At 75.4% G+C, this 25,152-nt stretch carries 18 protein-coding genes; 4 read left to right on the top strand and 14 right to left on the bottom strand.

Going from position 1 to position 25,152, the window contains the following annotated elements; genetic code table 11:
- Nucleotides 1-53 precede the first annotated feature (53 nt).
- Complete coding sequence (locus ACFYP4_RS05680; protein ID WP_388783095.1) at nucleotides 54-1,484, bottom strand: GAF domain-containing protein; 1,431 nt, start codon at nucleotides 1,482-1,484, stop codon at nucleotides 54-56.
- 9 nt (nucleotides 1,485-1,493) lie between these two features.
- Nucleotides 1,494-2,531, bottom strand: coding sequence for a rod shape-determining protein (locus ACFYP4_RS05675; RefSeq protein ID WP_358851109.1), 1,038 nt, complete (start codon nucleotides 2,529-2,531; stop codon nucleotides 1,494-1,496).
- Nucleotides 2,532-2,842: 311 nt separating this feature from the next.
- Between ACFYP4_RS05675 and ACFYP4_RS05670 the strand changes: the two genes are divergently transcribed.
- Entirely contained in the window at nucleotides 2,843-6,481 is a 3,639-nt protein-coding gene (locus ACFYP4_RS05670) for a S8 family serine peptidase (protein WP_388783093.1), read from the top strand.
- Nucleotides 6,482-6,518: 37 nt separating this feature from the next.
- On the opposite strand, the gene ACFYP4_RS05665 is transcribed toward ACFYP4_RS05670, so the two are convergent.
- Genes ACFYP4_RS05665 through ACFYP4_RS05655 form a run of 3 tightly spaced genes read right to left on the bottom strand, consistent with a single transcriptional unit; the run spans nucleotide 6,519 to nucleotide 10,478 of the window.
- Complete coding sequence (locus tag ACFYP4_RS05665; protein WP_388783090.1) at nucleotides 6,519-7,874, bottom strand: carboxyl transferase domain-containing protein; 1,356 nt, start codon at nucleotides 7,872-7,874, stop codon at nucleotides 6,519-6,521.
- Entirely contained in the window at nucleotides 7,867-9,348 is a 1,482-nt protein-coding gene (locus tag ACFYP4_RS05660; protein ID WP_358851112.1) for an acyl-CoA synthetase, read from the bottom strand. Before ACFYP4_RS05660 ends, ACFYP4_RS05665 begins: the two co-directional genes overlap by 8 nt.
- 44 nt (nucleotides 9,349-9,392) lie before the next feature.
- Nucleotides 9,393-10,478, bottom strand: coding sequence for a S1 RNA-binding domain-containing protein (locus tag ACFYP4_RS05655; protein ID WP_358851113.1), 1,086 nt, complete (start codon nucleotides 10,476-10,478; stop codon nucleotides 9,393-9,395).
- A 362-nt stretch (nucleotides 10,479-10,840) separates the two neighbouring features.
- Between ACFYP4_RS05655 and ACFYP4_RS05650 the strand changes: the two genes are divergently transcribed.
- From ACFYP4_RS05650 to ACFYP4_RS05640, 3 genes are all read left to right on the top strand, one after another.
- Entirely contained in the window at nucleotides 10,841-11,629 is a 789-nt protein-coding gene (locus ACFYP4_RS05650) for a toxin-antitoxin system, toxin component (protein ID WP_388783087.1), read from the top strand.
- Nucleotides 11,626-12,843 (top strand): MAB_1171c family putative transporter, encoded by a 1,218-nt coding sequence (locus ACFYP4_RS05645; RefSeq protein ID WP_358851115.1) that lies wholly within the window; start codon nucleotides 11,626-11,628, stop codon nucleotides 12,841-12,843. The genes ACFYP4_RS05650 and ACFYP4_RS05645 overlap by 4 nt, the downstream gene beginning before the upstream one ends.
- Nucleotides 12,844-13,002: 159 nt before the next feature.
- Nucleotides 13,003-13,917 carry a RimK family alpha-L-glutamate ligase gene (locus ACFYP4_RS05640; protein WP_388783084.1) on the top strand — a complete coding sequence of 305 codons (915 nt, stop codon included), beginning with the start codon at nucleotides 13,003-13,005 and terminating at the stop codon, nucleotides 13,915-13,917.
- Here ACFYP4_RS05640 and ACFYP4_RS05635 read toward each other — a convergent pair.
- From ACFYP4_RS05635 to ACFYP4_RS05595, 9 genes are all read right to left on the bottom strand, one after another.
- On the bottom strand, nucleotides 13,898-14,503 hold the full coding sequence (locus ACFYP4_RS05635; RefSeq protein ID WP_388783082.1) for a hypothetical protein: 606 nt from the start codon (nucleotides 14,501-14,503) through the stop codon (nucleotides 13,898-13,900). The two genes, ACFYP4_RS05640 and ACFYP4_RS05635, sit on opposite strands and share 20 nt — an antisense overlap.
- The gene (locus ACFYP4_RS05630) at nucleotides 14,409-15,287 is read right to left on the bottom strand and encodes an FkbM family methyltransferase (RefSeq protein WP_388783079.1); all 879 of its coding nucleotides are present in this window, start codon (nucleotides 15,285-15,287) and stop codon (nucleotides 14,409-14,411) included. Before ACFYP4_RS05630 ends, ACFYP4_RS05635 begins: the two co-directional genes overlap by 95 nt.
- Nucleotides 15,284-15,517, bottom strand: coding sequence for a Trm112 family protein (locus tag ACFYP4_RS05625; RefSeq protein ID WP_388783076.1), 234 nt, complete (start codon nucleotides 15,515-15,517; stop codon nucleotides 15,284-15,286). Before ACFYP4_RS05625 ends, ACFYP4_RS05630 begins: the two co-directional genes overlap by 4 nt.
- Nucleotides 15,514-16,416: a hypothetical protein gene (locus tag ACFYP4_RS05620; RefSeq protein ID WP_358851139.1), complete on the bottom strand. Its 903-nt coding sequence runs from the start codon at nucleotides 16,414-16,416 to the stop codon at nucleotides 15,514-15,516. The genes ACFYP4_RS05625 and ACFYP4_RS05620 overlap by 4 nt, the downstream gene beginning before the upstream one ends.
- 15 nt (nucleotides 16,417-16,431) lie before the next feature.
- A complete protein-coding gene (locus ACFYP4_RS05615; protein ID WP_358851119.1) occupies nucleotides 16,432-17,166 on the bottom strand; it encodes a class I SAM-dependent methyltransferase in 735 nt (244 codons plus the stop codon).
- On the bottom strand, nucleotides 17,163-18,491 hold the full coding sequence (locus ACFYP4_RS05610; RefSeq protein ID WP_358851120.1) for a condensation protein: 1,329 nt from the start codon (nucleotides 18,489-18,491) through the stop codon (nucleotides 17,163-17,165). The genes ACFYP4_RS05615 and ACFYP4_RS05610 overlap by 4 nt, the downstream gene beginning before the upstream one ends.
- A complete protein-coding gene (locus tag ACFYP4_RS05605) occupies nucleotides 18,488-23,017 on the bottom strand; it encodes an alpha-(1->3)-arabinofuranosyltransferase family protein (RefSeq protein WP_388783826.1) in 4,530 nt (1,509 codons plus the stop codon). Before ACFYP4_RS05605 ends, ACFYP4_RS05610 begins: the two co-directional genes overlap by 4 nt.
- Nucleotides 23,014-23,760 (bottom strand): class I SAM-dependent methyltransferase, encoded by a 747-nt coding sequence (locus ACFYP4_RS05600; RefSeq protein WP_388783824.1) that lies wholly within the window; start codon nucleotides 23,758-23,760, stop codon nucleotides 23,014-23,016. Before ACFYP4_RS05600 ends, ACFYP4_RS05605 begins: the two co-directional genes overlap by 4 nt.
- 89 nt (nucleotides 23,761-23,849) lie before the next feature.
- Complete coding sequence (locus ACFYP4_RS05595) at nucleotides 23,850-25,037, bottom strand: glycosyltransferase family 4 protein (protein WP_358851121.1); 1,188 nt, start codon at nucleotides 25,035-25,037, stop codon at nucleotides 23,850-23,852.
- Nucleotides 25,038-25,152 lie beyond the last annotated feature (115 nt).

The raw sequence follows: 25,152 nt of genomic DNA, 5'->3' as shown, positions 1-25,152 counted from the left end.
CACTAGCGTCGGGACACCGGCCCGGCGACGTGCGTTCGAGGCGCACGGGCAGCTCACAGGGGTGACTGCCACGTCAGCGTCGTGCCCGGTGTGCCCTCGTCCGCCGTCCCGTCGTCGTACACCGTCAGGCGTACTCCCGCCCGTCCGTCCGGCAGTTCGGCCGTCGCGTCGACCGCCACCTCCACCCGGGAGACCCCGGTGCGCCGGGCCGTGGCGGCGAGGGCGCGGCGCAGGGCGGTGAGCAGATGGGCGGCGACGGGTTCGGGAACACGGTTCTCCACGGCGCCGGTGAAGCGCGTGGACGGCTGGAAACCGAGGAGCGCCGCGGCCCCCGCGGTCTCCCGCAGCACCCTGCCGCGGAAGGTGGTGGGGGCGTCGGCGGGCGGCTGCTGGAGCGCGAAGATCGCCGTACGGACCTCCTGGACGGTGGACTGCAGCTCGTCCACGGCCCTGCCGAGCGTGTCGTGCACGTCGCCGCCCCCGGTGCGGCGCTGGGCCGACTCCAGCATCATGCCCGTCGCGAACAGCCGCTGGACGACCAGGTCGTGCAGGTCGCGGGCGATCCGGTCGCGGTCCTCCAGAACGGCGAGCCGTGCCCGGCGCTGTTGGGTGTCGGCGAGGACGAGGGCCACCGCGGCCTGGGAGGCGAACTGGGTGGCGAGCAGCCGCTCCACCGGCGTGTACGGGCGGCCGCCGCGGTGCCGGGGCAGGGCGAGGGTGCCGATGAGCCGGCCCGCCGTCTGGAGGGGGAGCAGCATGCTGGGCCCGAACCGGTGGCGCACGCGCGTCGTCATCCGGGTGTCCGTGGCCGAGTCCTCCACGAACACCGGTCGGCCGCCGAGGAGTTGTTCGAGGACCGGGTTGCCCGGTTCGATCATGGTGCCGACGAGGTCCCCGGGGTCGTCGGGCGTGGACGCGGTGACGATCTCCATGCCGCCCTCCTCGGTGGGCTGCAGGATGACCCCGGCGGACGCGTCGGCGAGGATCCGGGCCCGTTCGGCGACCGTCATCAGGGCGTCGGCGGCGGCCTCCCCGGTGAGCAGCGCGTTCGTGACGGCCGCCGCGCCCTCGATCCAGCGCTCGCGCTGGCGTGCCGTCTCGTACAGCCGCGCGTTGGCGATCGCGATGCCGGCCTGGGAGGCGAGGACGCGCAGGAGTTGCTCGTCCTCGTCCGTGAAGGGGCCCCGGGGCTTGTCGACCAGGTAGAGGTTGCCGAACACCTCGTCGTCGACGCGGATGGGGACCGCCAGGAAGTCGTCCGTCCGGCCGACCGGGCTGCGGTCGCCCGCGGCCAGACCCGCGGTACGGATCTCCACGGGGCTCTCGTGCTTCGGATCGACCATGGCGAGCGCCGCGCACCGGGCACCGGTCAGCTCCGCGGCGCCGTCCACGATGTGCTGGAGCGTGGCCCGCAGCTCCAGGTCGGTCCCGACGCTCAGGACCGCCTCCAGCAGCGAGGGGAGACGCGGGACGGGGTCGGTCATGGGCGCGGGTCAGCCCGCCAGCGGGTCCAGTACCAGGGGCTCGACCCGGCCCTCCAGCATGTAGCCGAGGCCCTGGACCGCGCACACGTCGGGCCGCTCGGCGATGTGGACCGGCATGCCCGTCGCCTCCCGCAGCATCTGGTCGAGACCGGGGAGCAGGGCGCTGCCGCCGACCATCATGATCCCGCGGTCGGCGAGGTCGGCCACCAGGTCGGGCGGGCAGACGCGGAGCACCTTGCCGATGCCGTCGAGCACGGCGGTGAGCGGCGTCTGGATCGCGTTGCGCACGGCGGCGGTGTCGACGTGCACGGAACGGGCGAGGCCGGTGGCGACGTCCCGGCCGTGGATCTCGGTGGAGGCGGGGCCGTGCGGGGTGAGCCCGTTGCCGGAGAGGGCGAGCTGCAGCGGCCGTACGGACTGGCTGGGCAGCATCAGTTCGTGCTGGTGGCGCAGGTGTTGCACGATCGCGTGGTCGACGGCCTCGCCGCCCACCGGGATCCGTTCGGCGGTGACGATCGAGCCGAGCGACAGCACCGCCACCTGGGTGGCCGCCGCCCCGCAGACCATGACCATGGTGGCCTCGGGCTGCTCCACGGGGAGCCCGCAGCCGACGGCGGCGGCGATGAGCGTGTCGACCAGTTCCACGCGCCGCGCCCCGAGCCCCACCAGTGTCTCGATGGTGGCGCGCTGGGCCAGCGGGTCGGCGTCGTGCGGGGTGCAGGCGGCGGCCCGCAGCCGGGGCTTGCGGCGCAGGGCGCGGCGCACCTTGTCACCGAGCAGCTGGCGCAGCATGCGCTGGGCCATCTCGATGTCGACGACCGTGCCGCCGGACACCGGCCGGACCACCCGGATGTAGTCGGGGGTGCGGCCGGTCATCTTCTCGGCGAACTCGCCGACCGCGATCAGGGCGCCGGTCCTGGTGTTGATGGCCGCGGCGCTCGGCTGGTCGACGACGAGCCCGGCGCCCTTCACGTACACCCGGGTCCGTGCCGCTCCGAGGTCGACGGCGAAATGACAGCGGCGCAACTGGTCCAGACTGCCGGTCATGGCGGTTCCTCCCGAGAGCACAGACCGTGGGGCTCCGCCGGGCGGCGGTCCTCACTCGCATCGTGCGGGACCTGACGGGGCGTCGCCCGCTGGGAAGGGCCGGGCGGGGTGCGGCTGGACGGGTGGTTCCGGGGCGGTGCGGGCGGCGGCGTTCCGTCGGCGCCGGCGGGAAACCGCCGGGGCAGCTTCCCGCCAGGTCCCGTCGGCCTCCGCGCGATGCCGGGGCCCGACACTCGTCGCAGCACGCGGGCACGGCCCGCACGGGCGGCGTGCCGCCGGCGCGGTCGACGACGAGAGGCGGAGAGGCTTCGATGACCAGAGGAAGAGCCGGACGGGGGGCGGCGCTGCTTTCGGCCGGTCTCGTGCTGGCGCTGCTGCCCGGGGGGCCCGCGGGCGCCACGGACGCCGGGACCGCGGGGGACGCGGGCACCCCCGCCGCGACGCGGGCCGCGGACGCCGCCCGCACCGTCACGCTCGTCACCGGCGACAAGGTCACCGTCACCGGCCTGGGCGGCGGCCGGCAGACCGTCACCGTCGAACGGCCGGCGGGCGCGCCGGGTGCCGTCCGCACCCAGGTCGCCGACGGCACCGTCACCGTGACACCGGACGAGGCGCTGCCGTACCTACGGGCGGGCACCCTGGACCGGCGGCTGTTCGACGTGAGCGGGCTGATACGGCAGGGGTTCGGCGACCGGCGGACCGGCGCGCTGCCACTGATCGTGACGTACGACAAGGACACCCGGCCGGTGACCCCGCGCGGCGCGGAGAGGACCCGGGCGCTCCCCGGCATCCGCGCGCTCGCCGTCGACGCCGCCAAGGGGCGGACCTTCTGGCGGGCCCTGACCCGGCAGCAGGGCGTCGGCAAGGTGTGGCTCGACGGGCGCGTGAGGGCCGACATGGCCGAGAGCAACGCGCAGATCGGCACGCCGAAGGCCTGGGAGGCCGGCCTCACGGGCAAGGGCGTCACCGTCGCCGTCCTCGACACGGGCGTCGACACCGGCCACCCCGACCTGGCAGGACGGGTCGCCCAGACCCGGAGCTTCATCGAGGGGGAGGAGGTCGCCGACCGCAACGGGCACGGCACGCACGTCACGTCGACCGTCGGCGGCAGCGGCGCCGCCTCCGACGGCAGGGAGCGGGGCGTCGCACCGGACGCCGTCCTCGCCGTCGGCAAGGTGCTGAGCGACCAGGGGGCCGGCAGCGAGTCGCAGATCATCGCCGGGATGGAGTGGGCGGCGCGGGACGTGGGCGCCGACGTGGTGTCCATGAGCCTCGGGTCGTCCGAACCGAGCGACGGCACCGACCCGATGGCGGCGGCCGTCGACGCCCTCTCGCGGGAGACCGGCGCGCTGTTCGTCGTCGCCGCGGGCAACACCGGAGCCCCGTCGTCGATCGGCTCGCCCGGCGCCGCGGAGTCCGCGCTGACCGTCGGCGCGGTCGACTCCGCCGACGAGGCCGCGTACTTCACCAGCGCGGGACCCCGCTTCGGCGACAACGCCCTCAAGCCGGACCTGTCCGCGCCGGGTGTCGGCATCCTCGCCGCCCGCTCCTCCCTCACCGAGGGCAGCGGCGCCTACACCTCCATGAGCGGTACGTCGATGGCGACCCCTCATGTCGCGGGCGTCGCCGCTCTCCTCGCCCAGGCGCACCCCGACTGGACCGGAGCCCGGCTCAAGGACGCGCTCATGTCGACGTCCGCGCCCCTCGACGCGTCCGCCTACGTGCTCGGCGCGGGACGGGTGGACGTGCCGGACGCGGTGACGGCGGAGATCACCGCCACCGGCGGCGCCGACCTCGGGTACTACAGCTGGCCGTACGACGCGAACCAGCCCGTGCGCAGGACGATCACCTACTCCAACTCCTCCGGCTCCGCCGTCGAGTTGGCCCTCGCCGTGCGGGGCGCCGCGGAGGGTGTCGCCACCCTCGCGGACTCCGCGCTCACCGTGCCCCCGCACGGGACCGCGTCCACCACCCTCACGGGCGACGGGGCGAAGGCGCCGGTCGGGAACACCTCCGGGCAGGTCGTGGCGAGCGCGGGCGGCGAACCGGTCGCCCACACCGTGTTCGGGCTGGTCAAGGAGGAGGAGCGGTACACGCTCACGGTGCACGTCAAGGACCGCGACGGGGCCCCGGTGGCCGCGGACCTGACGGTGCAGCGACTCGCGCGGGACACCGACCCGCTGCCGGCGGCGGTCGGTGACTCCGGGACGCTGGAGCTGCGCCTGAAGCCGGGCACGTACAGCCTGACCTCCTTCCTCGACGTGCGCGGCAGCCACGGCCGCGACTCCCTCGGGCTCGGCTTCCTCGCCGCACCCGGGATCACCCTCGATCGCGACCGCGAAGTCACCCTGGACGGGAGGGCGTTGCAGGAGATCGACGCGAAGGTCGACCGGCGCACCGAGACCCGGCAGCTCCTGATGGAGTACGACCGCAGCGGGGGCGGCTCGGACCTGTTCGGCGCCGTGCAGGTGCCCGTCACCTACGACAGCGTCTTCGCGGCGCCCACCGGGAAGGTCACCGAGGGCGGCTTCGAGTACCGGACCGTGTGGCGGCTCGGGAAACCGCTGCTGGCGGTCGAGGGGATCGGCGAGGCCGTCGTCCAGCCGGGCGGCACACTGACCGAGGGGCGCAGCAGGCTGCCGCTCGTCGACGCGGGAACCTTCGAGGGCGGCGTCCTCACCGGCGTCCGCGGCAAGGCCGTCCTCGTACGGAAGGCCGACGGGACCGAACCCGCGGCGCTCGCCGCCGCGGCCCAGGACGCCGGCGCCGCGGCGCTCTTCGTGACGGACGACGCGCCCGGTCGGCTCAGCGCCTGGTTCGGCACGGACGACAACGCGGACCGGCCGCTGCAGATCGCCACCGTGAACGCGGCCGACGCGGCCCGGCTGCGCGCGGCGGGGCGGGTCGACATGACCGGCACGCGCAACACGCCGTACGTGTACGACCTGTCCGAGGGACATCGCGGCGCCGTCCCCCGCGGGGACCTGACGTACGCTCCCGGCCGGAGCGAACTCGCCGTCCTGGACACCCGGTTCCACGCGGTGAAGCCGGCGGACGGCGGCGAGTTCCGCTACTCGCTCACCGACACCTTCCCCGTCGGTATCGGCTTCCGGGAGCGGATCGACCTCCCCGCCGAGCGCACGGACTACGTCTCCACCGCGACCGGCCAGCGGTGGCACGAGTCGGTGACGATGGCGGACGGCGCGCTGGAGGAACGCAGCGGAGTGCTCCGATACCGGGGCGGGACGCACACCGTGCTCGACTGGTTCAAGCCCGTCTGGCACCCGTGGCTCGGCACCGGACTCGGCTGGGGCCAGCAGCGTGCGGGAAACCGGCTGCAGTTCAACACCCCGGGCTGGGGCGACTCCGGGCCCGACCACACCGGCTTCGGCGACGCGTGGAGCGAGGGCAACGGCATGACCCAGGTCACCGAGGTCCACCAGGACGGCGTCCTCGTCGACCGGCGGACCGGCTCCGGCACGTACGTCTGGGACGCGCCCGCCGACGAACACGGCTACCGGGTCGTCACGACCACCTCCCTCGACGCGGACCGCTGGAAGCTGTCGACGAGGGGCCGCTCCGAGTGGACCTTCAGGTCGGCGGCCACCCCCGAGGACCGCTGGACCCTGCTGCCCCTGCTCAACCTCGGCTACGACCTCGACACCGACCTCGCGGGCGACGTCCGCGGCGGCCGGGTGCCGGTCGCGATCCACGCCGAGTACGTCGCCGGGGCGGCCGGCACCGGCAGCATCGGCGACGGGAAGCTGGAGGCGTCGTACGACGACGGGAGGACGTGGCGGGCGGTGCCGCTCTCCGGGAGCGCGGCGGCCTGGCGGGGCACGCTGACCGTGCCCCGCGACGCCCGGTACGTCTCGCTGCGCGCCTCGGCGCGCGACGACCGGGGCGGCTCGGTGCGCCAGGAGATCATCAGGGCGGTGGGGGTGCGGTAGCGCCGGCCCGGCCCTTCCCGTCGTCGGACGGGCACGGTCAGACGGGGCCCGGCCCCTTCGCGCTCACGATGCCGCGGACGACGCCCAGGGCGACCAGATCCTGGGGGCGTACGCGGAGCTGGCCGGCCGTCGCACGCACCTGGTCCGGGGGGCGCTTGAGGATCGCGGCGGCCAGTTCCGGGGCGATGACCGAGAAGTAACTGTCGGGCGCCGCCCACGTGTTGCCGGGCGCCGCCAGGGCGAGAGCGCCCCCGGAACCGCCCTCGCCGACGACGACGGTGGTGACCGGGGTGCGGGCGCCGGCGACCGCGGCGAAGACGTCGGCGATCGCGGCGCCCGCGCCCTGCCGCTCGGCGTCCGCGTCGTTCGCGGCGCCCGGCGTGTCCACCAGCGTCAGGACGGGGATGCCGAGCCGGCCCGCGAGGCGGAGCAGCCGGGCGGCGGTGCGGTACCCGGCGGGACGGGTCGCCGTCCCGCACTGGGCGGCGAACGCGACGGTCCGTCCCCCGTGCTCGCCGAACCCGCACCGCATCCCGTCGTCGGTGCCGCCGCACCGGTCGCCGCCGAGCGCCACGCGCCGGGTGAAATAGGCGTCCAGGTAGGCGTCGGCGCGCGGCCGTTCGGGGGAACGGGCGCGCAGGACGGCGTCCCAGCCGGTGGCGGGGAGTTCGCCGGGAGCGGCCGGGTACGGTGCCGGCGGGGCGGGCTCCTTCGACGGCGAGGTCAGCAGCGAGAGCCACGTGGCCAGCGTCCCGCTCAGGTCCTCGGGCCGTACGACGGCGTCGACCGCGCCCGCCGCCAGCTGGGCCTCGGCCGTGTACGCCGCCGGATCCGCGTCCGGCGGACGCACCCGGGAGCCCGCGAACCCCACCTGGGCGCCGGGCAGCGCGAGGATCACGTCGGCGCCGGCCCCCAGGGTCGCCCAGCCGCCGCCCGTCGTCGGATCCCGTACCACCGCCAGCTGCGGCAGCCCGGCGTCCCGGGTGAGCGCCGACTGCCGTGCCACCCGCTGGAGCTGGGTGAGGGCGAGCATGCCTTCCTGCATCCGGCTGCCGCCGGTCGCGACGAGCGAGACGACCGGAAGACCGTGCGCGCGGGCATGGACGTGCGCCGCCTCCAGCCGGTCGCCGGTGCGCTCGCCCAGCGAGCCGCCGAGGAACCCGAACTCGAAGGAGACGAAGACGGCGTCGGTGCCGCCGACGGTCGCGTGCCCGACGACGACGGACTCGGTCTCACCGGTGCGCTCGGCGGCCCGGGCGCGTGCGGCGCCGTAACCCTGCCACTCCAGCGGGCCGTCGGGCGCGAACTCCCTCTCGGGGACGTCGAGTTCGGTGAAGGCGGCGCCGTCGGTGGCCAGGGCGAGGGCCGCACGGGCGGAGAGGCGCTCAGTCACGCGTCAGCGCCCGCTTCATGATCTTGCCCATGTCGTTGCGGGGCAGCGCGTCCAGGAAGCGCACGGCGCGCGGGCGCTTGTGCGGGGCGAGCCGGCCCGCCACGTGGTCCGCCAGCTCGGTTCCAAGGGCGGGCCCCGCGGCGCCCTCGGGCACCACCCAGGCCACGATCCGCTCGCCCAGGTCGGCGTCGGGCTCGCCGGTGACCGCGGCCTCCCGGACGGCCGGGTGCTCCAGCAGCGCGTTCTCGATCTCGCCCGCGCCGATCTTGTAACCGCCGCTCTTGATCAGGTCGGTGGCTTTCCGGCCGACGATGCGGACGTAGCCGTCGGGGTCGCGCACCGCCATGTCGCCGGTGCGGAACCAGCCGTCCTCGGTGAACGCGGCGGCGTGCGCGTCGGGCCGGTTCAGGTACGCCGAGAACAGGTTGGGCCCCCGCACCTGGATCTCGCCGATCCGCTCCCCGTCCGTCGAGCCGACGGGCGTCCCGTCGCTGTCGTAGCCGCCGATGACGGTGCCGTCCTCCTCGACGAGCCGCACGTCGACGCCGGGCAGCGGCACCCCGACCGTGCCGGCCCGGGCCTCTCCGTCCGCCCGCACACTCGTGATCATCAGTGTCTCCGTCATGCCGTACCGCTCGATCACCCGGCGCCCGGTGGCGGCCGCGATGCGTTCGTGGTCGTGCACGGGCAGCGCGGCGGAGCCGGACACCAGCAGCCGGGCCCGGCCGAGTGCCCCGGCGAGCGCCCGGTCGCCGGGAAGCGCCTCCGCGATCCGGTGGTACATCGTCGGCACCCCGAACAGCATCGTCGCGCCGTCACCCAGCTCGCGTGCCACGCCCTCCGTGCTGAAACGGCCCAGGTGGCGAACGCAGCCACCGCGGCGCAGCGGCCCGAGGACGCCCAGGACCAGCCCGTGCACATGGAAGAGCGGCAGCCCGTGCACCAGTACGTCGTCGCCGGTCCACTGCCAGGCGTCGGCCAGCGCGTCCAGCGTCGAGGCGACCGCGCGGCGCGGGATCACGGCACCCTTGGGCGGGCCGGTGGTGCCCGAGGTGTAGACGACGAGGGCGGGCGCCGCGGGATCCGCGTCCACGGGCGGTCCGGCCGCGCCGGTGCCCGATACGCCGACGTCCACCCGCGCCAGGGCGCCCAGCGCGGGCGGCAGCCGGTCGCCCCCGGCGGCCAGCACCGCCGACGGGGCGCTGTCGGCCAGGATGTGTCCCAGCTCGCCCTCCCCGGACTTCGGGTTGAGCGGCACGACGGGCACACCGGCCTGGAGGGCGGCCACGACGGCGACCGCGGTCTCCAGGGACGGCGTCGCCCACACGGCGACCCGGCCGGCGTCACGGATCCGCGGGGCCAGGGCCCCCGCCGCGGCGGCGAGCTGCGCGTACGTCAGGGCACGGTCGCCGAAGCGCAGCGCGGGCCGTGCGGCGGCCGAGCCGCCCGTCAGGGCCGGAAAGAGGGAGGACACGCGGCGTACTCCTAGGTCGCAGGGGCTCGTCTTCGTGCTCGTTCCTACACCAGGGCCAGCGAGATCCGCCGCAGTACCAGGTTGATGCCGACGATCTCGACGCTGAGTTCGTCGCCCGCGCGGGGCGGTCCGGGCAGGCCGGCGAGCGCGTCGTTGTGCACCAGCCCTCGCAGGCCGTCGGCGACCTCGACGAACACCCCGAACGGGGCGACCTGGGTGACGGTCCCGCGCACCACCCGCCCGAGCCCGTCCCGGCCGAGCGTGGCCATCGGGTCCGGCTGGAGCGCCTTGAGGGAGAGCTGCACCTGCTGCCGCTCCGCGTCGATGTCCAGCACCTGGGCGGTCACCTCCTGCCCGACCCGGACCACCTCGTCGACGGAGTCGACGTGCCGCCAGGTCAGTTCGGGAATGCGGACGAACCCCTCGATGCCGTCGAGGTCGACGAACACGCCGAAGCGGGGGGTGTGCGTGACGACGCCCCGGCAGATCTGGCCGCGCTCGAGCGCGTGCAGCCGGTCGGCGGCCGGCGGCCTGCGGGTGCCGACCACCGTGCACAGGTCCTCGGCCAGCCGGACCTCCGTCGCGTGCAGCAGCGGGTGGTTCAGCCAGTGCAGCCGGGCCCGGTCGAGGACGCCGTGGTGCAGGGGCGGCCAGCTGGTGGCGGGCGTGAAGTCGTCGACGACGATCGTGCCGCCGGGGGACAGGAGGGGGAACAGGCCCGCCGTGCCGTCGTCGTGCGACTTGCCGTGCCCGCCGCCGTCCAGGACCAGCAGGTCGTACGGGCCGTGCTCACCGATCCGCTGCCACCGGCCGTGGACGATCCGCACCTCGGGCCGGCCGGCGAAGACCTCGGCGGCGACCCGGGCTCGCTCGGCGTCCCGTTCCACGCTGAACAGCTCGACCCCCGCCCGCGCCCCCGACGCCAGCCACGCCATGCCCACCCCGCAGCCCGTGCCCGTCTCCCCGATGCGGCTCCGCGCGCCGCGCGCCAGCAGCTGGAGCAGCCGCCCCTGTTCGGGCCGGCAGGAGTGCGTGAAGCCATGGCGCCGCGCGGCGGCGACGGCCCGCCCGACGAGCGGGGGCAGGGGCTCAGCGAAGTGGTCGTACGCGTCCGTTCCTGAGATCGCCATGGAGTCGATCGTGCCCCTTCGGAGGCCGTCCCGCCTCGTCCGGGAGAGCGATCGCGCCACCCGCCGACGACCGTCCCGGCCCCTCTCACCGCGGTGGGCCGCCGGAGACCGGGTGCGCCCGCCGGGGCGGCACGTGCCCGTTCCGGCCATGTCCGGCACGTGATCGTCCCGGGAAACGTGGCGCGGGCCGGACGGTGCCCGTAGTCTCGGCGTTCAACGACACTTGACGGGTCAACTGCCGGGAGCCCATGAGTGAGTGAGTCCCTGCCGTCCCCTCCCGGGACGCCGGAGCGCCACGGCGTGCCCGGACGGGCGGCCGTCCCCGGGCCGGACGGGACGCCGAGCCGTGAGGAGGGGCGAGGGTGAGACTCCCCCGCGGGCGAGAGGAGTTCGCCGCCCGGGTTCGCAGGGCGGCGGGCGCGGTCACCGCGCTGTTCCCGCCCAGGGCCGACTCCGAGATGCGCGCCCTGGCGGCGGAGCTCACCCGTGCGCTGCGCGGCCGGCTCCAACCGCCGGTCGACGTCCGGGAGCTGGCCCGCGCCCTGTGCGCGGAGATGAGCCGGCGGCGGGACGGGCGCCCCGTCGAGCTGCGCTTCGAGCGCTTTCCGGACGAGATCGAGGTCACCGGACTCTGGCTGCAGTTCCAGGACTTCGACCTCGTGATCGTCGAGGAGCGCGCCGAGACGGTGCAGCAACTGGTGATTTTGGGCCATGAGTTGTGGCATCTGAAGGAGGGGCACCCCGACCACCACGTGGTCGGCGCCGCCGCCGCGGCACGTGCCCTGTCCGGCGAACCCGGCCGGATCGTGTCCCCCGGGACGCCCGGCGGCCCCGACGGGCCCGCGTCGCCGGGCCGTTCCGACGAACCCGCTTCGCCCGGCCGCCCCGGCGGGCCCGCGTCGCCCGGGACCGTCGGCACCCCCCGCGTGCGGGCCGTGCCCGGCAGCCCCGGCTGGCCGGGGATCGCCCTCACCGTCGCCGCCCGCAACGGCTCCCACGAAACCGAGGAGGCGGCGGCCGAGGAGTTCGGCCTGCACCTGGCCAGCGCCTTCCGGTCCTGGGTGACCCGCCCCGGCCCCCAAGGACCCGCAGCAGGCAGCCCCATCCAGGCGTCCCTGGGCTACCGCGACCCGAGGACCGAGCGGCGATGAACCCGGCCGGCTTCTTCGACGGGATGTACATCTCGTTCTGGATCCCGCTGGCCGTCCTGGCCGTCACCCTCGCCATCAGGCTGCCCAGCATCATCAAGCTCTGGCAGGACCCGCTGCTGCGGGCCGTCGGCGGCCTGCTCCTGCTCGCCTGCGCGGTCTTCGTCTTCGCCGCGCCGCCGACCATCGCCTGGACCAACCGCGTCACCGGCGTGCCGAACATCTCGGCGCCCCTGGTCTACACCCTGCTCACCGCGTTCTGCGGCTCCTGCCTGCTGCTGACCCTGGCCTGGCGCAACGGCCTGTCCGGGCACTCGCCGACGACCCGGCGGACCACCGGACGCGTCGTCACCGTCTACACGGCCGTGATCGTCGCCCTGTGGGCACTGTTCGCGCTCGCCGACGTCCCCGTCGAGCGGGTGCGGGACCTCGACACGTACTACGCCACCACGGCCTTCATGCGCGAGGAGATCCTGCTCTACCTGCTCGCGCACACCGCCGCCTGCCTCATCACCTACCGGGTGATCCGGAACTGGATCCGGACCGGCGGACTCGACGGGTGGCTGCGCGCCGGCCTGCGGTTCATGGGCGTCGGCTACGCCATGAACCTGCTCTACGACGGCGTGAAGCTGTCCGCCGTGCTCGCCCGGTGGACCGGCCGCGACCTGGACTGGCTGAGCACGGACCTGGCACCCCCCGTCGCCTGCGTCTCCGCGGTCCTGATCGCGGCGGGCTTCGTACTGCCCCACAGCGGCCAGTACCTCCAGCGCCGCACGCGCACCCGGCTCAGCCACTGGCGCCTGCGGCCCCTGTACCGGCTGCTGCGGACCGTCACCGGCGGGCGCGTCGCGTTCAAGCTGCGGGCCACGCCCGAGCTGCGCCTGACGCGCCGCGAGACGTTCATCCGGGACGCGCTGCTCCACCTCGCCCGGTACCTGGACGAGGACCTGCGCCGCCGTGCCCACGACGCGGCCCTGGACCAGGGCTTCGGGGCGGCCGAGGCGCGGCTGCTCGCCCATGTCGTGACGGTCCAGGACGCCGTCGGGGCCAGGGGACGCGTGCCCGCCGACGACATCGGGCGCTCCCTCGGCAGCCCCGACGTCGAGGACCTGCTGGCGGAGATCGAGGGCGTGTCCCGGACCCTGCGCAGGACGGACGACGTCCGGGCGGTCCGCGAGCGCGCGAACGGCGCGAGGGCGGGTGTGCCGGCCTCCTGAGCGGAAGGCACCCGGGGTGGCTTCCTGAGCGGAGAACACCCGGGGGTGGCTTCCCGAGGAGAGGGCACCCGGGGGCGGAGCGACAACCGCCGGTTTCCGCCGCCGGGGACCTTGTTAGCCTGCGGCTCGACCGCCGGAACCTTCGAGGATGGAGCCGCAGTGGCCCGCACCACAGTCCGTGCCCGTGTCGCACTCGTCACCTACCGGCTCGGCGAGGTGGCCATCGTCGACCGGGACCTGCCCGCACTCCAGGAGGCCCTGGAGGACGCCGGGGCGCAGGCCGTCGTCGCGTACTGGGACGACCCGGAGGTCGACTGGGCCGCCTTCGACCTCGTCCTGATCCGGTCCACCTGGGACTACAGCGGGCGCGTGGCGGAGTTCGTGGCCTGGGCCGAGCTGTGTGGGAAGCTGACGCGGCTCGCCAACCCGGCGGACGTCGTGCGCTGGAACACCGACAAGCGCTACCTCGGGGACCTGGCCGCGGCCGGCGTCCCGGTGGTCCCGACCCGCTACGTCGCCCCCGGCGACACCGTCGAACTCCCCGCCGACCACGAGTTCGTGGTGAAGCCCACCACCGGCGCGGGCGCCCGCCTCGCCGCCCGCTACACCCCCGGCGAGCGGGAGACGGCCGAGCGGCAGCTCGCCCGCATGCACGCGGAGGGGCTGACCGCGATGGTGCAGCCCTACCTGCGCAACGTCGACGTCACCGGGGAGCGGGCGCTGCAGTTCTTCGGGGGGCGCTTCCTGCACGCCAGCCGCAAGGGCGCCGTCCTCGAACCCGGGGTGCCCTACGACGGGACCAAGGTGTCGCACCCCCGGCTCCAGGACTGGGAGGTGACCCCCGCCGAACTCGTCGTGGCCGAGCGGGCGCTGGCCGCCGTCCCGGACGCCGTCGCGGCGGCGGGCGGCTCCGGCGACCCCGGCCTGCTGTACGCCCGGGTCGACCTCGTCGACGGCGACGACGGAGAGCCGCGCGTCATGGAACTGGAACTGGTCGAGCCCAACCTGTTCCTCTGGCTGCACCCGCAGTCGCTGCACGTGGTCGCCGAGGCGGTCATCCGGGCCGCTCGCTGACGGCCACCCGCTGGAGCAGCCCCCAGGTGAACTCGGCGGCGCACGGCCGCGGTACGCCCGATCCGTCCGGGGCGGTGAACGCGAGCCCCCAGCGGGTCGGCGCACTGCCCTCCAGCGGGCGGGCCGGGGCGAAGGCGCGGGCCGCCTCGTCGACCGTGCAGGACCAGGGGCGCAGGTCGTCCAGGCTGCTCAGCTCGGGACCGGGGGCGCCGGGCGCCCGGACCAGCCACTCGTTCCAGGCCACGCCGTTCGGGGCGAGCAGCACCTCGAAGCGCAGGTCCGGCCAGAGCGGGACGGGCCACAGCAGGGCCTCGCAGTCGAGGTCGCCGATCCGGCGCTCCTCGACGGACTCCGGGGCACCGAGGACGGAGCGGTACCGGGCGGCGGCGCCCCGGGAGCGCGGGGAGCGCAGCATCGCCTGCCAGCGGCGGTTGGCCTCGCGCATGTCCGTCAGGGAGGCGCCCAGCTCGTGCCGGGCGTCCTCGACCAGGTCAGGGTTGTGGTCGGCCATGCGGCGCAGCAGGACCAGCTGGAAGTCGGCGGGGGTGAACGGGGTCACGGGGCGTTTGGCCGGCATGCGGTCCATCGTCGCGTACGCGGTCGCCGTCCGGACGGCGGCCGTCGGGGAGGAACAGCACCGAGTTGACGTAACGGGGCCCGCGCCACGGCAGCACCCGGCGCAGCAGGCCGCGGGAGACCACGTGCGCGGTGCGGGCCTGGTGCTTCTCCAGGGGGAAGCCGGTGAGCGGACGCCAGGTGTCACCGGGCAGCACCCAGCCCTCGTAGCCCCGCTCGGCGAGGTGGGCGACGACCGGGGCGACCGGCTGGATGCGGGCCTCCAGCTCGACGAAGAGGGCCGGCCGGTCGCGGGCCAGCAGCGTGTCCGCGCCCCGCAGCACCGCCAGTTCGCTGCCGTCCACGTCGATCTTCACGAAGCCGACGCCACGCAGCTCCAGGCTGTCCAGGGTGACGCAGGGGACCTCCACGGCGCGGGCGTGGATGTCCCTGCGGACCAGCGAGGACACGCCCCGGTCGCCGGCGTCGCCGGCGGGCAGCCACAGCCGGGCGGTGCCCGGCCGGTCGGAGGCGGCGGCCGTGATCACGCGGACGTTCCGGTACCCGGCCGCGGACACCAGCCGGGCCAGGTGCGGGACCGGCTCCACGGTCACCACCCGGCGGGCCCGGCGGGACAGCCGCCGGGTCCATGGCCCGTACCAGCCGCCGACGTCCACCGCCGTGTCGCAGTCCGCCGGACACAGCTCGGCCAGACGGGCCAGCTCGGGCTCGAAGCGGGGATAGACCAGGCGGGCGGCCGCGGCGACGAGCCGCACCGGCAGGAACGGAGCGAGCCGCGCGGCGAGGGTGGTCATCGGACCATCCGCCTGAGGAGGTCCTCGTGCTCGTCCTCCGTGACCTGCTCCCCGGAGGACGGAAGCAGTTGCGGGATGCCGTCGACGATCGGGTAACGGCGGCGCAGACGCGGGTTGTACAGCGCCTCGTCCGTCGCCGGGGCCGCCGACTCGTCCGCGGCGAGCAGATGCAGCGGGCCCTTGTCGAGCGGGCACGCCAGGATCCTCAGCAGCGGGTCGTCCGGGCTCATTGGGTCAACTCCTGCGCTTCGGGGGCGGGTTGGGGAGAGGTGTCGTGCTTGGGCATGACCAGCAGGACGCAGACCGCGAGCGTCGTGCCCGCCAGCCGCAGGGCGAGCCGCACCGGTTCGTGCGGCAGCGCCTCGCCGAACGCCGGCGTGCCGAGCACCGCGGTGAACAGGCTGGTCACGGTCGTGCACACCGGCACGATCAGCGAGGCACGGCAGCGCTGGAGCGCCGCCTGCGACATGATCAGGCCGAACACGCCGGTGCACAGCAGGAGATAGGGGTACGGCGAGCGCAGCAGCCCCAGGGCCGCCGAGCCGAGCCCGCGCGTGGTCAGGTAGTTCGACACACCCTTGATCGCGAGCGAGCTGACGCCGTACAGCAGGCCGACCGCGACGCCGTACTCGACCCCGGTGGTCGGCATCCGGTGCCGGTGGCGGCTGCGCCGTTCGGCGGCGCCGTACAGCCAGATGCCCGCGGCCAGCGACGGCACGCAGACCAGCAGGATCAGCGGGGCCGGCGCGCTGCGGCCGACGGTGTCCGAGCCCTCGCTCAGCGACAGCACGACCATCAGCAGCGCGGCGAGGATCGCGCCGAGCGCGAACTGCTCCCGGCCGGTCGTCTTCTCGCCGAGCAGCCGGGCCGAGAGCAGCACCAGCAGCACGAGACCGGAGACGAAGATGCCCTGGGCGGCGGCGATCGGCAGGGTGCGGTAGACGGCCAGCTGCGCGCCGAACCCGGCGGCCAGGGACAGTGAGCCGCCGATCCACAGCGGGCTGCCGACGACCAGGCGCAGCAGGCGGGCGGGGCGGCGGACGTCCACCTCCGGCAGGGCCGCCAGTGCCCGTTTCTCCAGGACGAATCCGGTGCTGTACAGGACGTTCGCCAGCAGGGCCGCGGCCACTCCCCACCACATCGGCTACGTCCTCCGTGCGTGCAGCAGGAGGATCGAGGACGCCGAGGGGACCGCGCAGGCGAGCCGGTCCAGCGGCCGCAGCGGACGGGGTACGCCGTGGAAGGGCGCACCCCGCAGCGCCACGACGTCGAAGCCCGACGCGGCCACGAACTCCCGCAGCGCCCGCGCCGTGTACAGCCGCAGATGGCCGACGACCTCCCGGCCGGGGCGGCCGTGGACGGCCCGCAGGCTCACCTCCGAGAAGACGGGCTGCACGCCCGCCAGGAGCAGGGCGCGGTTGTACCAGGCGGCGAGGTTCGGGGTGGAGAGCATCAGGTGTCCGCCGGGGCGCAGCACCCGGCGGATCTCGTCGAGCGCGGCGTCCGGGTCGACGAGGTGCTCGATCACCTCGCTGAACAGGACCGCGTCGGCCGACCCGGCGGCGAACGGCAGCCCCCCGTCGGTGAGTTCGCCGCGCACGGTGTACGGCAGCCGGGCGTGGGCGCGCCGGAGGGCGTCCTGGGACCAGTCGACGCCCACGAGCCGGTGGCCGGCCAGCAGGGGCGCGGCGGTGGCCGCGGCCGTGCCGTCGCCGCAGCCGATGTCGAGGACGGTGCGCGCGCCCCCGGTGGCCGGCCCGAGCACGGCGGCCAGCATGCGGGCCTGGCGCAGGCTGCGGGGGGTGCCGGAGGCGACGGGGACGGCCGGGTCCTCGTAGAAGTCCCGCAGGCCGCCGCTGGCCGGGGCGGTGGCCGTCATGTGCCCTCCTCCGTCGCGTGCAGATAGTGCTCGAAGAGGTCGCGCAGGCGGGCGCCGTCGTCGTGGCCGAGCAGGGAGCGGGACCAGCGCAGGGCGACGTGGAGGCGGCCCGCGGTGGAGGCGGTCGTGACGGTCAGGCCGCGGGGCATCCGGGCCGGTGCGGAGAACCACACGGCGTGGGCGCGGCCGGCCTCCTCCCCGAAGTCCAGGGAGTACGGGATGCGGCCGATGTTGCTCAGGAGTGTGGTCGACGTCCAGGGGGCGGCGGCCCTGCGCAGCCCCCGGGTGACGGCCGCACGCCAGGTGACGGGCACCACGGGAGCGGTCAGCAGGGCCGCGGCGTGGCCGAGTTGGGGGCGGGGGAGGGACTTGAGGGCGCGGGTGCGGTCCGCCGTGCGGCCCAGCAGCTCGCGCATCCGGACCGGGTCCAGCTCCTGCGGCGTGAACGGCACCTCCACCAGCCGGGTGCCGTTCCCGATGGGCATGTCCGTGCCGCGCGGGCGGTCGTCGACCGGCATGGTGATGCGCATCGGGCGGGGGCGGGCGCCGTGCTCCCGGTTCCAGTGGGCGATCGTCAGGGCGGTGGCGGCCATCAGCTGGTCGTTCACCGTGTAGGCGGCGCCCCGGGGCCGGCGCGGGACGCCGAGTTCGGTGACGAGCAGGCCGTTGCCGGGCTCGGGCCCGGGGGAGCCGGGGGCGACCCTGGCGGGCGGGGCCCAGCCGGGGGGAGCCTCCTGGCGGCCGGGGGGCGAGGCGTCGGGGGCGCGCACCGGCGGCGCGGCGGGGGCGTTGTCCCGGCCGCCGTACAGCTCCGCCGCGGTGGCGAGGATGCGCAGGCAGGCGGGGCCGTCCAGTGCCGTGTGGTTGATGGTGAGGAGGAGAACGGTGCCGGTGCCGGTGCTCGCGGAGCCGTCGTCCGCCTCGACGGCTTCGAGGCGGACCGGGGGCGAGGCCGACAGGGGCGGGGCGCTGCCGAGGGCCCGGTCGCGGGCGTGCGCGAGGGCGTCCCGGTCCGGCGGCGGGAAGGCCACCGCCTCGACGTCCGGGCCGGCGGTCAGCTCCCACTCGTATCGGCGCCGGTACCAGGGGCCCGCCGCCTCGCGCATCAGGATCCGCGGGTGCCGGCGCAGGGCCTCGGTGAACGCCGCCGTGAGACGGGCCCGGTCGAGCCGGCCGGGGAGGTGGACCTCGATGTGGACGGTCTCCGGCTCCTCCTCCTGGTGGCAGTGCCGGGCGACCTCGTCCACCACCGGGAAGGGCACGCGTACGGGAGGCCGCCGCGGGCCGCTCGTGCCGTCCCGTGCCGGATGCTCCACGGCTGTCATGTGGCCCCGCCCTTCCCCGTGTCGTCCTGGCGGCCCGCGTCCTCGGCGGGCGTGTCCCGCGACCGCGGCGGGCGGAACCCGAGGGGCGCGGTGGGCGGATCGGAACCGGCCGCCCCGGGTCCCCGCGCGGAATCGGTCCCCCCGGGTCCCCGCGCGGAATCGGTCCCCCCGGGTCCCCGCGCGGAATCGGTCCCCCCGGGTCCCCGCGCGGACACGGTCGGCCCGGCGACCGGCGGGTCGGCCGGGGCCCACGGCGCGGGCGGAGGCGGCGGGTCACCGTCGGTGCGCCGGACCCCGGGGTCCCTCCCCGGGCCGGGGTTCTCGCCCTTGCGGCGTCGGGGGAGCGGTGCCGTGGGGGCCTCCGACGCCGGCGGCGCCTCCGCGCGCAGGGCCGACCCCGCCGCGCCCGGCGTGGACTCCCGCACACTCACCAGCGCCGCGAACAGGCCGATCAGCGCGAGCAGTTGGGCCACGGGATGGAACGCGCCCCCGTCCGCACCGGGCGGCGACCCGGCACCCGTGGCCGCGGTGATCCCGGCCCCCGCGAGGGCGAGGAAGGCGACCGGCACGAGCAGGGCGTGCCGCTTCACCGCGAGCAGCGCCAGCAGCGGGACCAGGAGTGCGAAGAACCCGGCGATCACGATGCCCACCAGCGTGAGCGCCACCAGGCCCAGCCAGGGCCCCGGGTTCGGCGGCACGGGCTGCGGCTCGTCCGGGTTGGGTGCGCGCCGGTGCCACAGGACGAGCCCGGCGAGCAGCGCCACGGCCGCCCCGCCGCCGATCAGCCCGGCCTCATAGACCGTCGAGGGTCCGTACGACAGCTTGACGGTGCCGCCCGCGCCGGACGGGATCCGCCAGCCCTGCTGCCAGCCGTCGAGCCGAACCGGCGTGAGTTCCCGGCCGTCCAGCGTCGCCTTCCAGCCGTCGTTGAAGTTCTCGTACGTCGTCAGGTAGGAGGCCGCGCCGGAGCCGACGCGCACCTCGCGGCGGTCGCCGAGCCAGTCGCGGACACGCACCTGACGGCCGGCGGTGGACGCCTCCGCGACCGTCCCGTGGGTCAGCGTCACGTCCGTCACGGCGAGCGGCCCGGCGTCCCCGGCCTCCACCCGGTGGGCGCCGCCGCCCAGTCGCAGCGCCGGATCCGCGTCACCCTCCTGGCAGAGGGTCAGCTCGACCGGGCGGCGCTCGGTCAGATCCCGCACCGTGCCCTTCGCGCTCGTCCCGTACAGCTTGCCGTCGACCGCGAGCACCGGCCCCTTCCCGCAGGGGAGCGAGAACGTCCGGGACGGTGCGGGCTGCCGGGTGCGGTACCGGTCGAGCGCCGGGACGTACGCCTCCGTGAGGCCGACCGGCAGTTGCAGGTCGTCGTCCGCGACCGGGTTGTGGACGGTGAGCGGCGCGGTCGCGGTGACGGTGATGTCGAGCCGGTCGGTGGTGATCGGGTCGAAGCGGGCCCAGCCGTTCTCGTCGACGTCTGGCGTCGCCGCGCCGTCCGGCGAGCTGATGCTGATCTTCGTGGGCCGGGTGGACAGACCGCCGGCCGGGGCCAGCACGATCGAGCCGACCGCCTGCTTCCCGGGCCAGCTCAGGTGGATGACGGGGCGGTCACCCGCGATCCACGCCGTCGTCAGGTCGCCGTCGGTCAGGTTGCGCGCCGACAGGCCCGCTCCGAGCCGGGCCGTCGAGTCCGCCGTGGCGGTGATCCGGCTCCGCTGCCCGGGTGCCACTTCGTAGAGCAGCCTGTCGAGTTCCTCGCCGGGCACCGGGACCGCGCTCGCCCGTACCTCGTACGTGCCCGCGGCCGAGGTCGTGAAGCGCCGGTGCAGGCCCGCCTCGGTGCCCGTCGGGGACAGTCCGGTCGGGTCGGACGTGCGGTGCAGCGAGACGATCCCGGCGGCGGCGTCCGAGCCGGCCGCGTCCGTCGGGAGCCGCAGCAGCCGGGTCACCCGCACCTCGGGCAGGTCGATCTCGGAGAAGCCGGCACCGGTGAGCCCGGAGTGCCGCCGGGTGGAGTCGACGATCGTGATCTTCAGCCAGCGCGTGGATCCGGCGCGGGCCCCGACGCGCTGGGTCGTGCCGTCGGGTTCGAGGAAGCTGGTGCGTGCTCCCTGCTCCGTCTCGACCCGCACCCGGGTCGCCGCCGACCGCACCCCGTCCTGCGGCAGCGGGGTCACGCCGAAGGACGACGGCACGTCGACGGAGCCGGTGAAGCCGATCCGCAGCCACTGCCCGTCGGCCGAGCCCGCCGCTCCCTCCGCCCAGGCGGTGTCCGGATTGCCGTCGAAGGCGTTCACGGGGTCGTACTGGGGGAGGTGGAACAGCCAGTTGCCGCTCGACGAGGCGGTCACCGAGCGGGCGCCGCGCAGCTCGGCCACCGTCTGGTGGTCCAGGCCCCGCGTCGGCAGGATCTGGTGCGGCTTCTCACCCGCGTCCTGCGCGCTGTCGTCGTCGTTGCGCTGGTCGCGGGTGTACGTGTACGAGGTGTTGGAGCCGACCAGGCCGAACCGGGTGTCGGCCCGCCGCATCCCGTCGCCGGTGACCTGCACCGGCGGCGTGCCGAGACCGGGGTGGTTGTCACCGGTCAGCACGGTGGCCCGGTTGCGCATCGCGGGGTCGGCGGACAGCGGCAGCAGCGCCTCGGGGCCGCCGGAGACGACGGCGGTGTCGGCGACCGCCATGAGTCCGGCCTGCCCGGGCCGCGGCACGTCCCGGCCGGCCGGCTCGTAGATCTCGACGGCGCGCTGGCGCGGGTACAGGCCCTCGACCTGCAACGGGGTGTCCTCCGCGATCCGGCCGCCGGTCATCACGGGCCCCAGCCCGGTGACCTTCCGGTACCCGGACTGCTCCAGGGTCCGCTTCACCGTCGCGGTGGGGACGTGACCGAGCTGGTCGGGGTCGAGGTCGTTGCGGACGACGACGTAGTGCAGCCCGGCCCGGCTCAGGAAGTCGGCGAGGCCCGGGACTTCGGCGCCCGTCGCCAGGGACTGCTCGACCGCGTCCATGGCGCGCCGGTTGCCCGGGGTGCCGAAGGGGACGTAGTCCCGCTGCGCCCAGCGGGAGCCGGCGAGGACGTCGAGCGGCTGGTCGATGGGGGAGCCCCAGGTGTAGATGCCGTGCGCGGTGGCCGGGACGACGAGGGCGCGGGAGTCCGGGGAGTACTTCTCCAGCCAGTCGGCGGTGCTCTGCCAGTACCGGGGCAGTTCCCGGAAGGAACCCGGGTTCAGGATGGACCCGTTGAGGTACGGCAGGGCGAGCCCCGGCAGCACCAGGACCGCCGCGGCCAGCGGGGCGAGACGGCGTCCGCGCACCCGCCGGGCGCCGTGTTCCGAGGAGGCGACGCCCGCCAGATGGGCCAGCCCGAGGACCAGCGCGAGCGCGAGCCCCGTCTGGAACTTGTAGATGTTGCGGAAGGGGACGAGCCCGCCGTTCAGCCAGTCCTGGACGACGCCGTGGAAGGGCGCGCCGAACGAACCGCCGTACCCGGCCAGCGTGATGAGGGCGACCGTCAGCACGGTCAGCACCAGCCACCGGCGCTCGGGCATGTCCCGTCGCGCGAGCCCGGCGAGGCCGAGACCTGCCGCGAGGGCCGAGCAGAGCACCACGAGCACCGAGGAGACCACGGTCCAGCCGGCCGGCAGCCAGGCCTCCCCGAAGTGCAGATAGGCGACCCAGTTCCCGGCGCCGCGCAGGGTCTCGGTCGCGGACATGGTGGCGGTCGTGGTCTGCGAAGTCTCCACGTAGGGCAGGAAGTTCTCGCCGTAGAGGCCGAGCAGCAGCAGCGGCACCACCCACCAGGCCGTCGCCAGGAGCACCCCCGGCACCCACCAGGCGATCAGCCCGCGCCGCCGCGGCCCGCGCGGGCGCGAGAGGAGATACAGGCCGACGGGCAGCAGGGACGCGAGCGTCGCCGCCGCGTTCACCCCGCCCATGAACGGGACGACCAGCGCCGAGCGCAGCGCGGCGACCCGGGCCGCGTACCGCTCGTCGGCCAGCGGCAGCAGCACCCACGGCAGGAAGGCGCCGGGGAGCGCGGCGGCCGAGGTGGAGCCGACGACGACGGTGAAGACCGGCCACAGCGCGTACGCCGTCGCGGCGAGCAGCCGGGACGCGGGCGTGCCGACGCGCAGCCGCTCGGCGAGGCGCAGCGCCCCCCAGAACGCGACGGACACCACGACGGACAGCCACAGCCGCTCGGCCAGCCACACCGGGAGGTGGACCAGTTCGCACAGGCCGTAGAACGGCAGCATCGGCCAGGCGTAGCCGACGTACTGGTCCTGGAGGCCGCCGAAGCCGCCCCGGTCGTGCCACAGCTGACCGAGGTCGGAGAGGAACTGCCAGGGGTCGAGCGCGACTCCGAGCTTGGTGTCGAAGGTCGTCCGGCCGGGGTGCACGGCGAGGAACAGCACGAACACCACGGCCCAGAACCCCAGCAGCCACCGCCGCGACCGCGGGCCCCGAGGGGGGCCCGCCGCGGTGGTGGCGGGGCGGACGTCCGCCGGGGGTGGAGCCTGGACCGTGCTCGTCATGGTGGACACCGCCGGAGGATGAGGAGGAGGTTCCAGGTGGCGAACTCACGCAGTCCCGGCGCCTTCGCGACGGCGGACGCGAGGAACGGCCAGTAGCGGGAGCGCGCCGAGACGACGGTGACGTCGTCGCGGGCGCGGACCTGCCGCAGGGTGGATCCGATGTGCACGGCGAAGAGGTTCTCGCCGAGGGTGTGCTTGGGCGCCTTCCCGGTTCGGCGGCGGTAGCGGGCACGCGCCCGCTCGGCGCCGAGGTAGTGCCAGGGCGCCCACTCGTGACCGCCCCACGGGGAGTACCAGTTGGTGAAGGACACGTAGATCAGCCCGCCGGGCCGGGTGACCCGCACCAGCTCGCTGAGGAAGGTCTGCGGGTCGGCCACGTGCTCCAGGACGTTGGACGAGAAGCAGACGTCGGCGACCCCGTCGGCCAGCGGCAGCAGATACCCGTCGGCGACGACGGCGCCCTGCGGCGGCTTCTCGCCCAGTTCCGCGGCGTCGGGCTCGAAGAGGTACGCCTGGGCGCCGCGCCGCCGGAACTCCGCGGTGAAGTAGCCGCCCCCGCCGCCGACGTCCACGACGGTACGGCCCTGGAGGGCGCCGTACGCCTCGACCTGGTCGGCGGCGTCGCGGGCGAGCAGCGAGTAGCAGGCGACGGGGTCGTCCTGCTCGTGCAGGAAGGCCCGGAAGAGGGCGAGGGAGCGGCGTACGGAGGGGTCCTTGAAGCCCGTACCGCTGCCCGTGCCCATACCGGTGCCGGTGCCCGTGCCCGTACCGGTGCCGGTGCCGGTGCCCGTGCTCCGTCCGCCGGTGCGGCGCGCTGCTCCGCCGGGGGCTCTCATGGCGTCCAGCCCCTCACCGCCTCCGCTGCCACCGCTCCGAACCGGCGCACCGTGTGGTTCCAGCGGTACCGGGCGGCGTGGTCGCGGGCGGCCGCGCCCATCAGGGCGCGCCGGTCGCCGCTGAGCGCGAGCGTGCACCAGGCGGCGGCGAAGGAGGACTCGCCTCGGGCCAGCACGCCCGTCTCGCCGTCCACCACGGAGTCGCGCAGCCCCGGTACGTCGAAGGCGATCGCCGGGGTCCGCCGGGTAGCCGCCTCGGTGACCACCAGGCCCCAGCCCTCGACCGCGGAGGGGTGCAGCAGCAGCCACGCCGCGCACAGCAGCCGGTGCTTCTCGGCCTCGGAGACCCGCCCGGCGAACTCGACGCCCGGCCCGGCGAGCCGTTCCAGCCGCTCCCGCTCCGGGCCCTCGCCGACGATCACCAGCCGGCCGCCGGTGACCGGGCGCACCCGTTCCCACAGCCGCAGCAGCAGGTCGATGCGCTTGTACTCGACGAGGCGGCCCATCGCCAGGAACAGCGGCTCGGGCGAGCGGGGGGCCGGTGGTCCCGGCTCCTCGACCCCGTTGTGCACGACCCGGATCCGGCGCCGCTCGACGCCGATCGCGCGCAGTGCCTGTGCCGTCGACGGGGAGACGGCGACCACCAGGTTGCGGCGCTGTGCGCCGGTCAGCGCCCAGTGCTCGAGCCGTCGGCCGAGCCGGGCGGCCGGTGCCAGCGCGCCACCGAACCGCATCCGCCACAGATCGGTGTGGACGTGGTTGACCAGGCACAGCGTGGGGCCGCGGTGCCACAGTGGGGCCAGGTACGGCATCCCGTTGCACACCTCCACCAGCAGGTCGCAGTCACCGACCTGACGCCGGAAGGCGGAGGGGGCGCGCAGGAAGTGGCCGAGGTCGCCGCCCGCCGAGACGACCCGGTAGCCGCGGAGGGGGACCCCGCCCGCCCGGGCGGAGGGGGGAGTGGCGGAGGCGGGGCCTCCGCACAGCAGTGTGACCTGGTGGCCGCGCCGGGTGAGTCCCTCGGCCAGCCGGTCGACGAGGAGTTCGGATCCGCCGGCCGCGGGATTCCCGAGGTCGCGATGGGCGAGGAAGACGATGCGGCGCGGGTGTGGGGGGAGCGCCGGTGGGTACTGCGCGGAACGCGGGAACGCGTCGCGCAGCGAGGAAGGTACGTGCTGGGGCATGGGTGCTCCAACTCGTCTCAGGGTGCGGAACTCGGCGTGGGGGGAGCTGCGGGTGGAGCGGGTGCCTGTCTCGGTTCTGCGGTTCGGGCTCTGACGTTCGGCGGGTTCGTGGGGA

The organism is Streptomyces sp. NPDC005551, from assembly GCF_042871785.1.
Classification (GTDB): domain Bacteria; phylum Actinomycetota; class Actinomycetes; order Streptomycetales; family Streptomycetaceae; genus Streptomyces.
Note: the sequence above shows the minus strand (reverse complement) of the source record. Positions and strands in the feature narration are given on the sequence as shown.

Bases quoted from the DNA above. Each gene is read 5' to 3' on its own strand.
- ACFYP4_RS05595 (WP_358851121.1), bottom strand. From the start codon at position 25,037: ATGCCCCAGCACGTACCTTCCTCGCTGCGCGACGCGTTCCCGCGTTCC.
- ACFYP4_RS05630 (WP_388783079.1), bottom strand. From the start codon at position 15,287: ATGACCACCCTCGCCGCGCGGCTCGCTCCGTTCCTGCCGGTGCGGCTC.
- ACFYP4_RS05615 (WP_358851119.1), bottom strand. From the start codon at position 17,166: ATGACGGCCACCGCCCCGGCCAGCGGCGGCCTGCGGGACTTCTACGAG.
- ACFYP4_RS05680 (WP_388783095.1), bottom strand. From the start codon at position 1,484: ATGACCGACCCCGTCCCGCGTCTCCCCTCGCTGCTGGAGGCGGTCCTG.
- ACFYP4_RS05605 (WP_388783826.1), bottom strand. From the start codon at position 23,017: ATGACGAGCACGGTCCAGGCTCCACCCCCGGCGGACGTCCGCCCCGCC.
- ACFYP4_RS05625 (WP_388783076.1), bottom strand. From the start codon at position 15,517: ATGAGCCCGGACGACCCGCTGCTGAGGATCCTGGCGTGCCCGCTCGAC.
- ACFYP4_RS05670 (WP_388783093.1), top strand. From the start codon at position 2,843: ATGACCAGAGGAAGAGCCGGACGGGGGGCGGCGCTGCTTTCGGCCGGT.
- ACFYP4_RS05645 (WP_358851115.1), top strand. From the start codon at position 11,626: ATGAACCCGGCCGGCTTCTTCGACGGGATGTACATCTCGTTCTGGATC.
- ACFYP4_RS05675 (WP_358851109.1), bottom strand. From the start codon at position 2,531: ATGACCGGCAGTCTGGACCAGTTGCGCCGCTGTCATTTCGCCGTCGAC.
- ACFYP4_RS05655 (WP_358851113.1), bottom strand. From the start codon at position 10,478: ATGGCGATCTCAGGAACGGACGCGTACGACCACTTCGCTGAGCCCCTG.
- ACFYP4_RS05635 (WP_388783082.1), bottom strand. From the start codon at position 14,503: ATGGACCGCATGCCGGCCAAACGCCCCGTGACCCCGTTCACCCCCGCC.
- ACFYP4_RS05600 (WP_388783824.1), bottom strand. From the start codon at position 23,760: ATGGGCACGGGCAGCGGTACGGGCTTCAAGGACCCCTCCGTACGCCGC.
- ACFYP4_RS05610 (WP_358851120.1), bottom strand. From the start codon at position 18,491: ATGACAGCCGTGGAGCATCCGGCACGGGACGGCACGAGCGGCCCGCGG.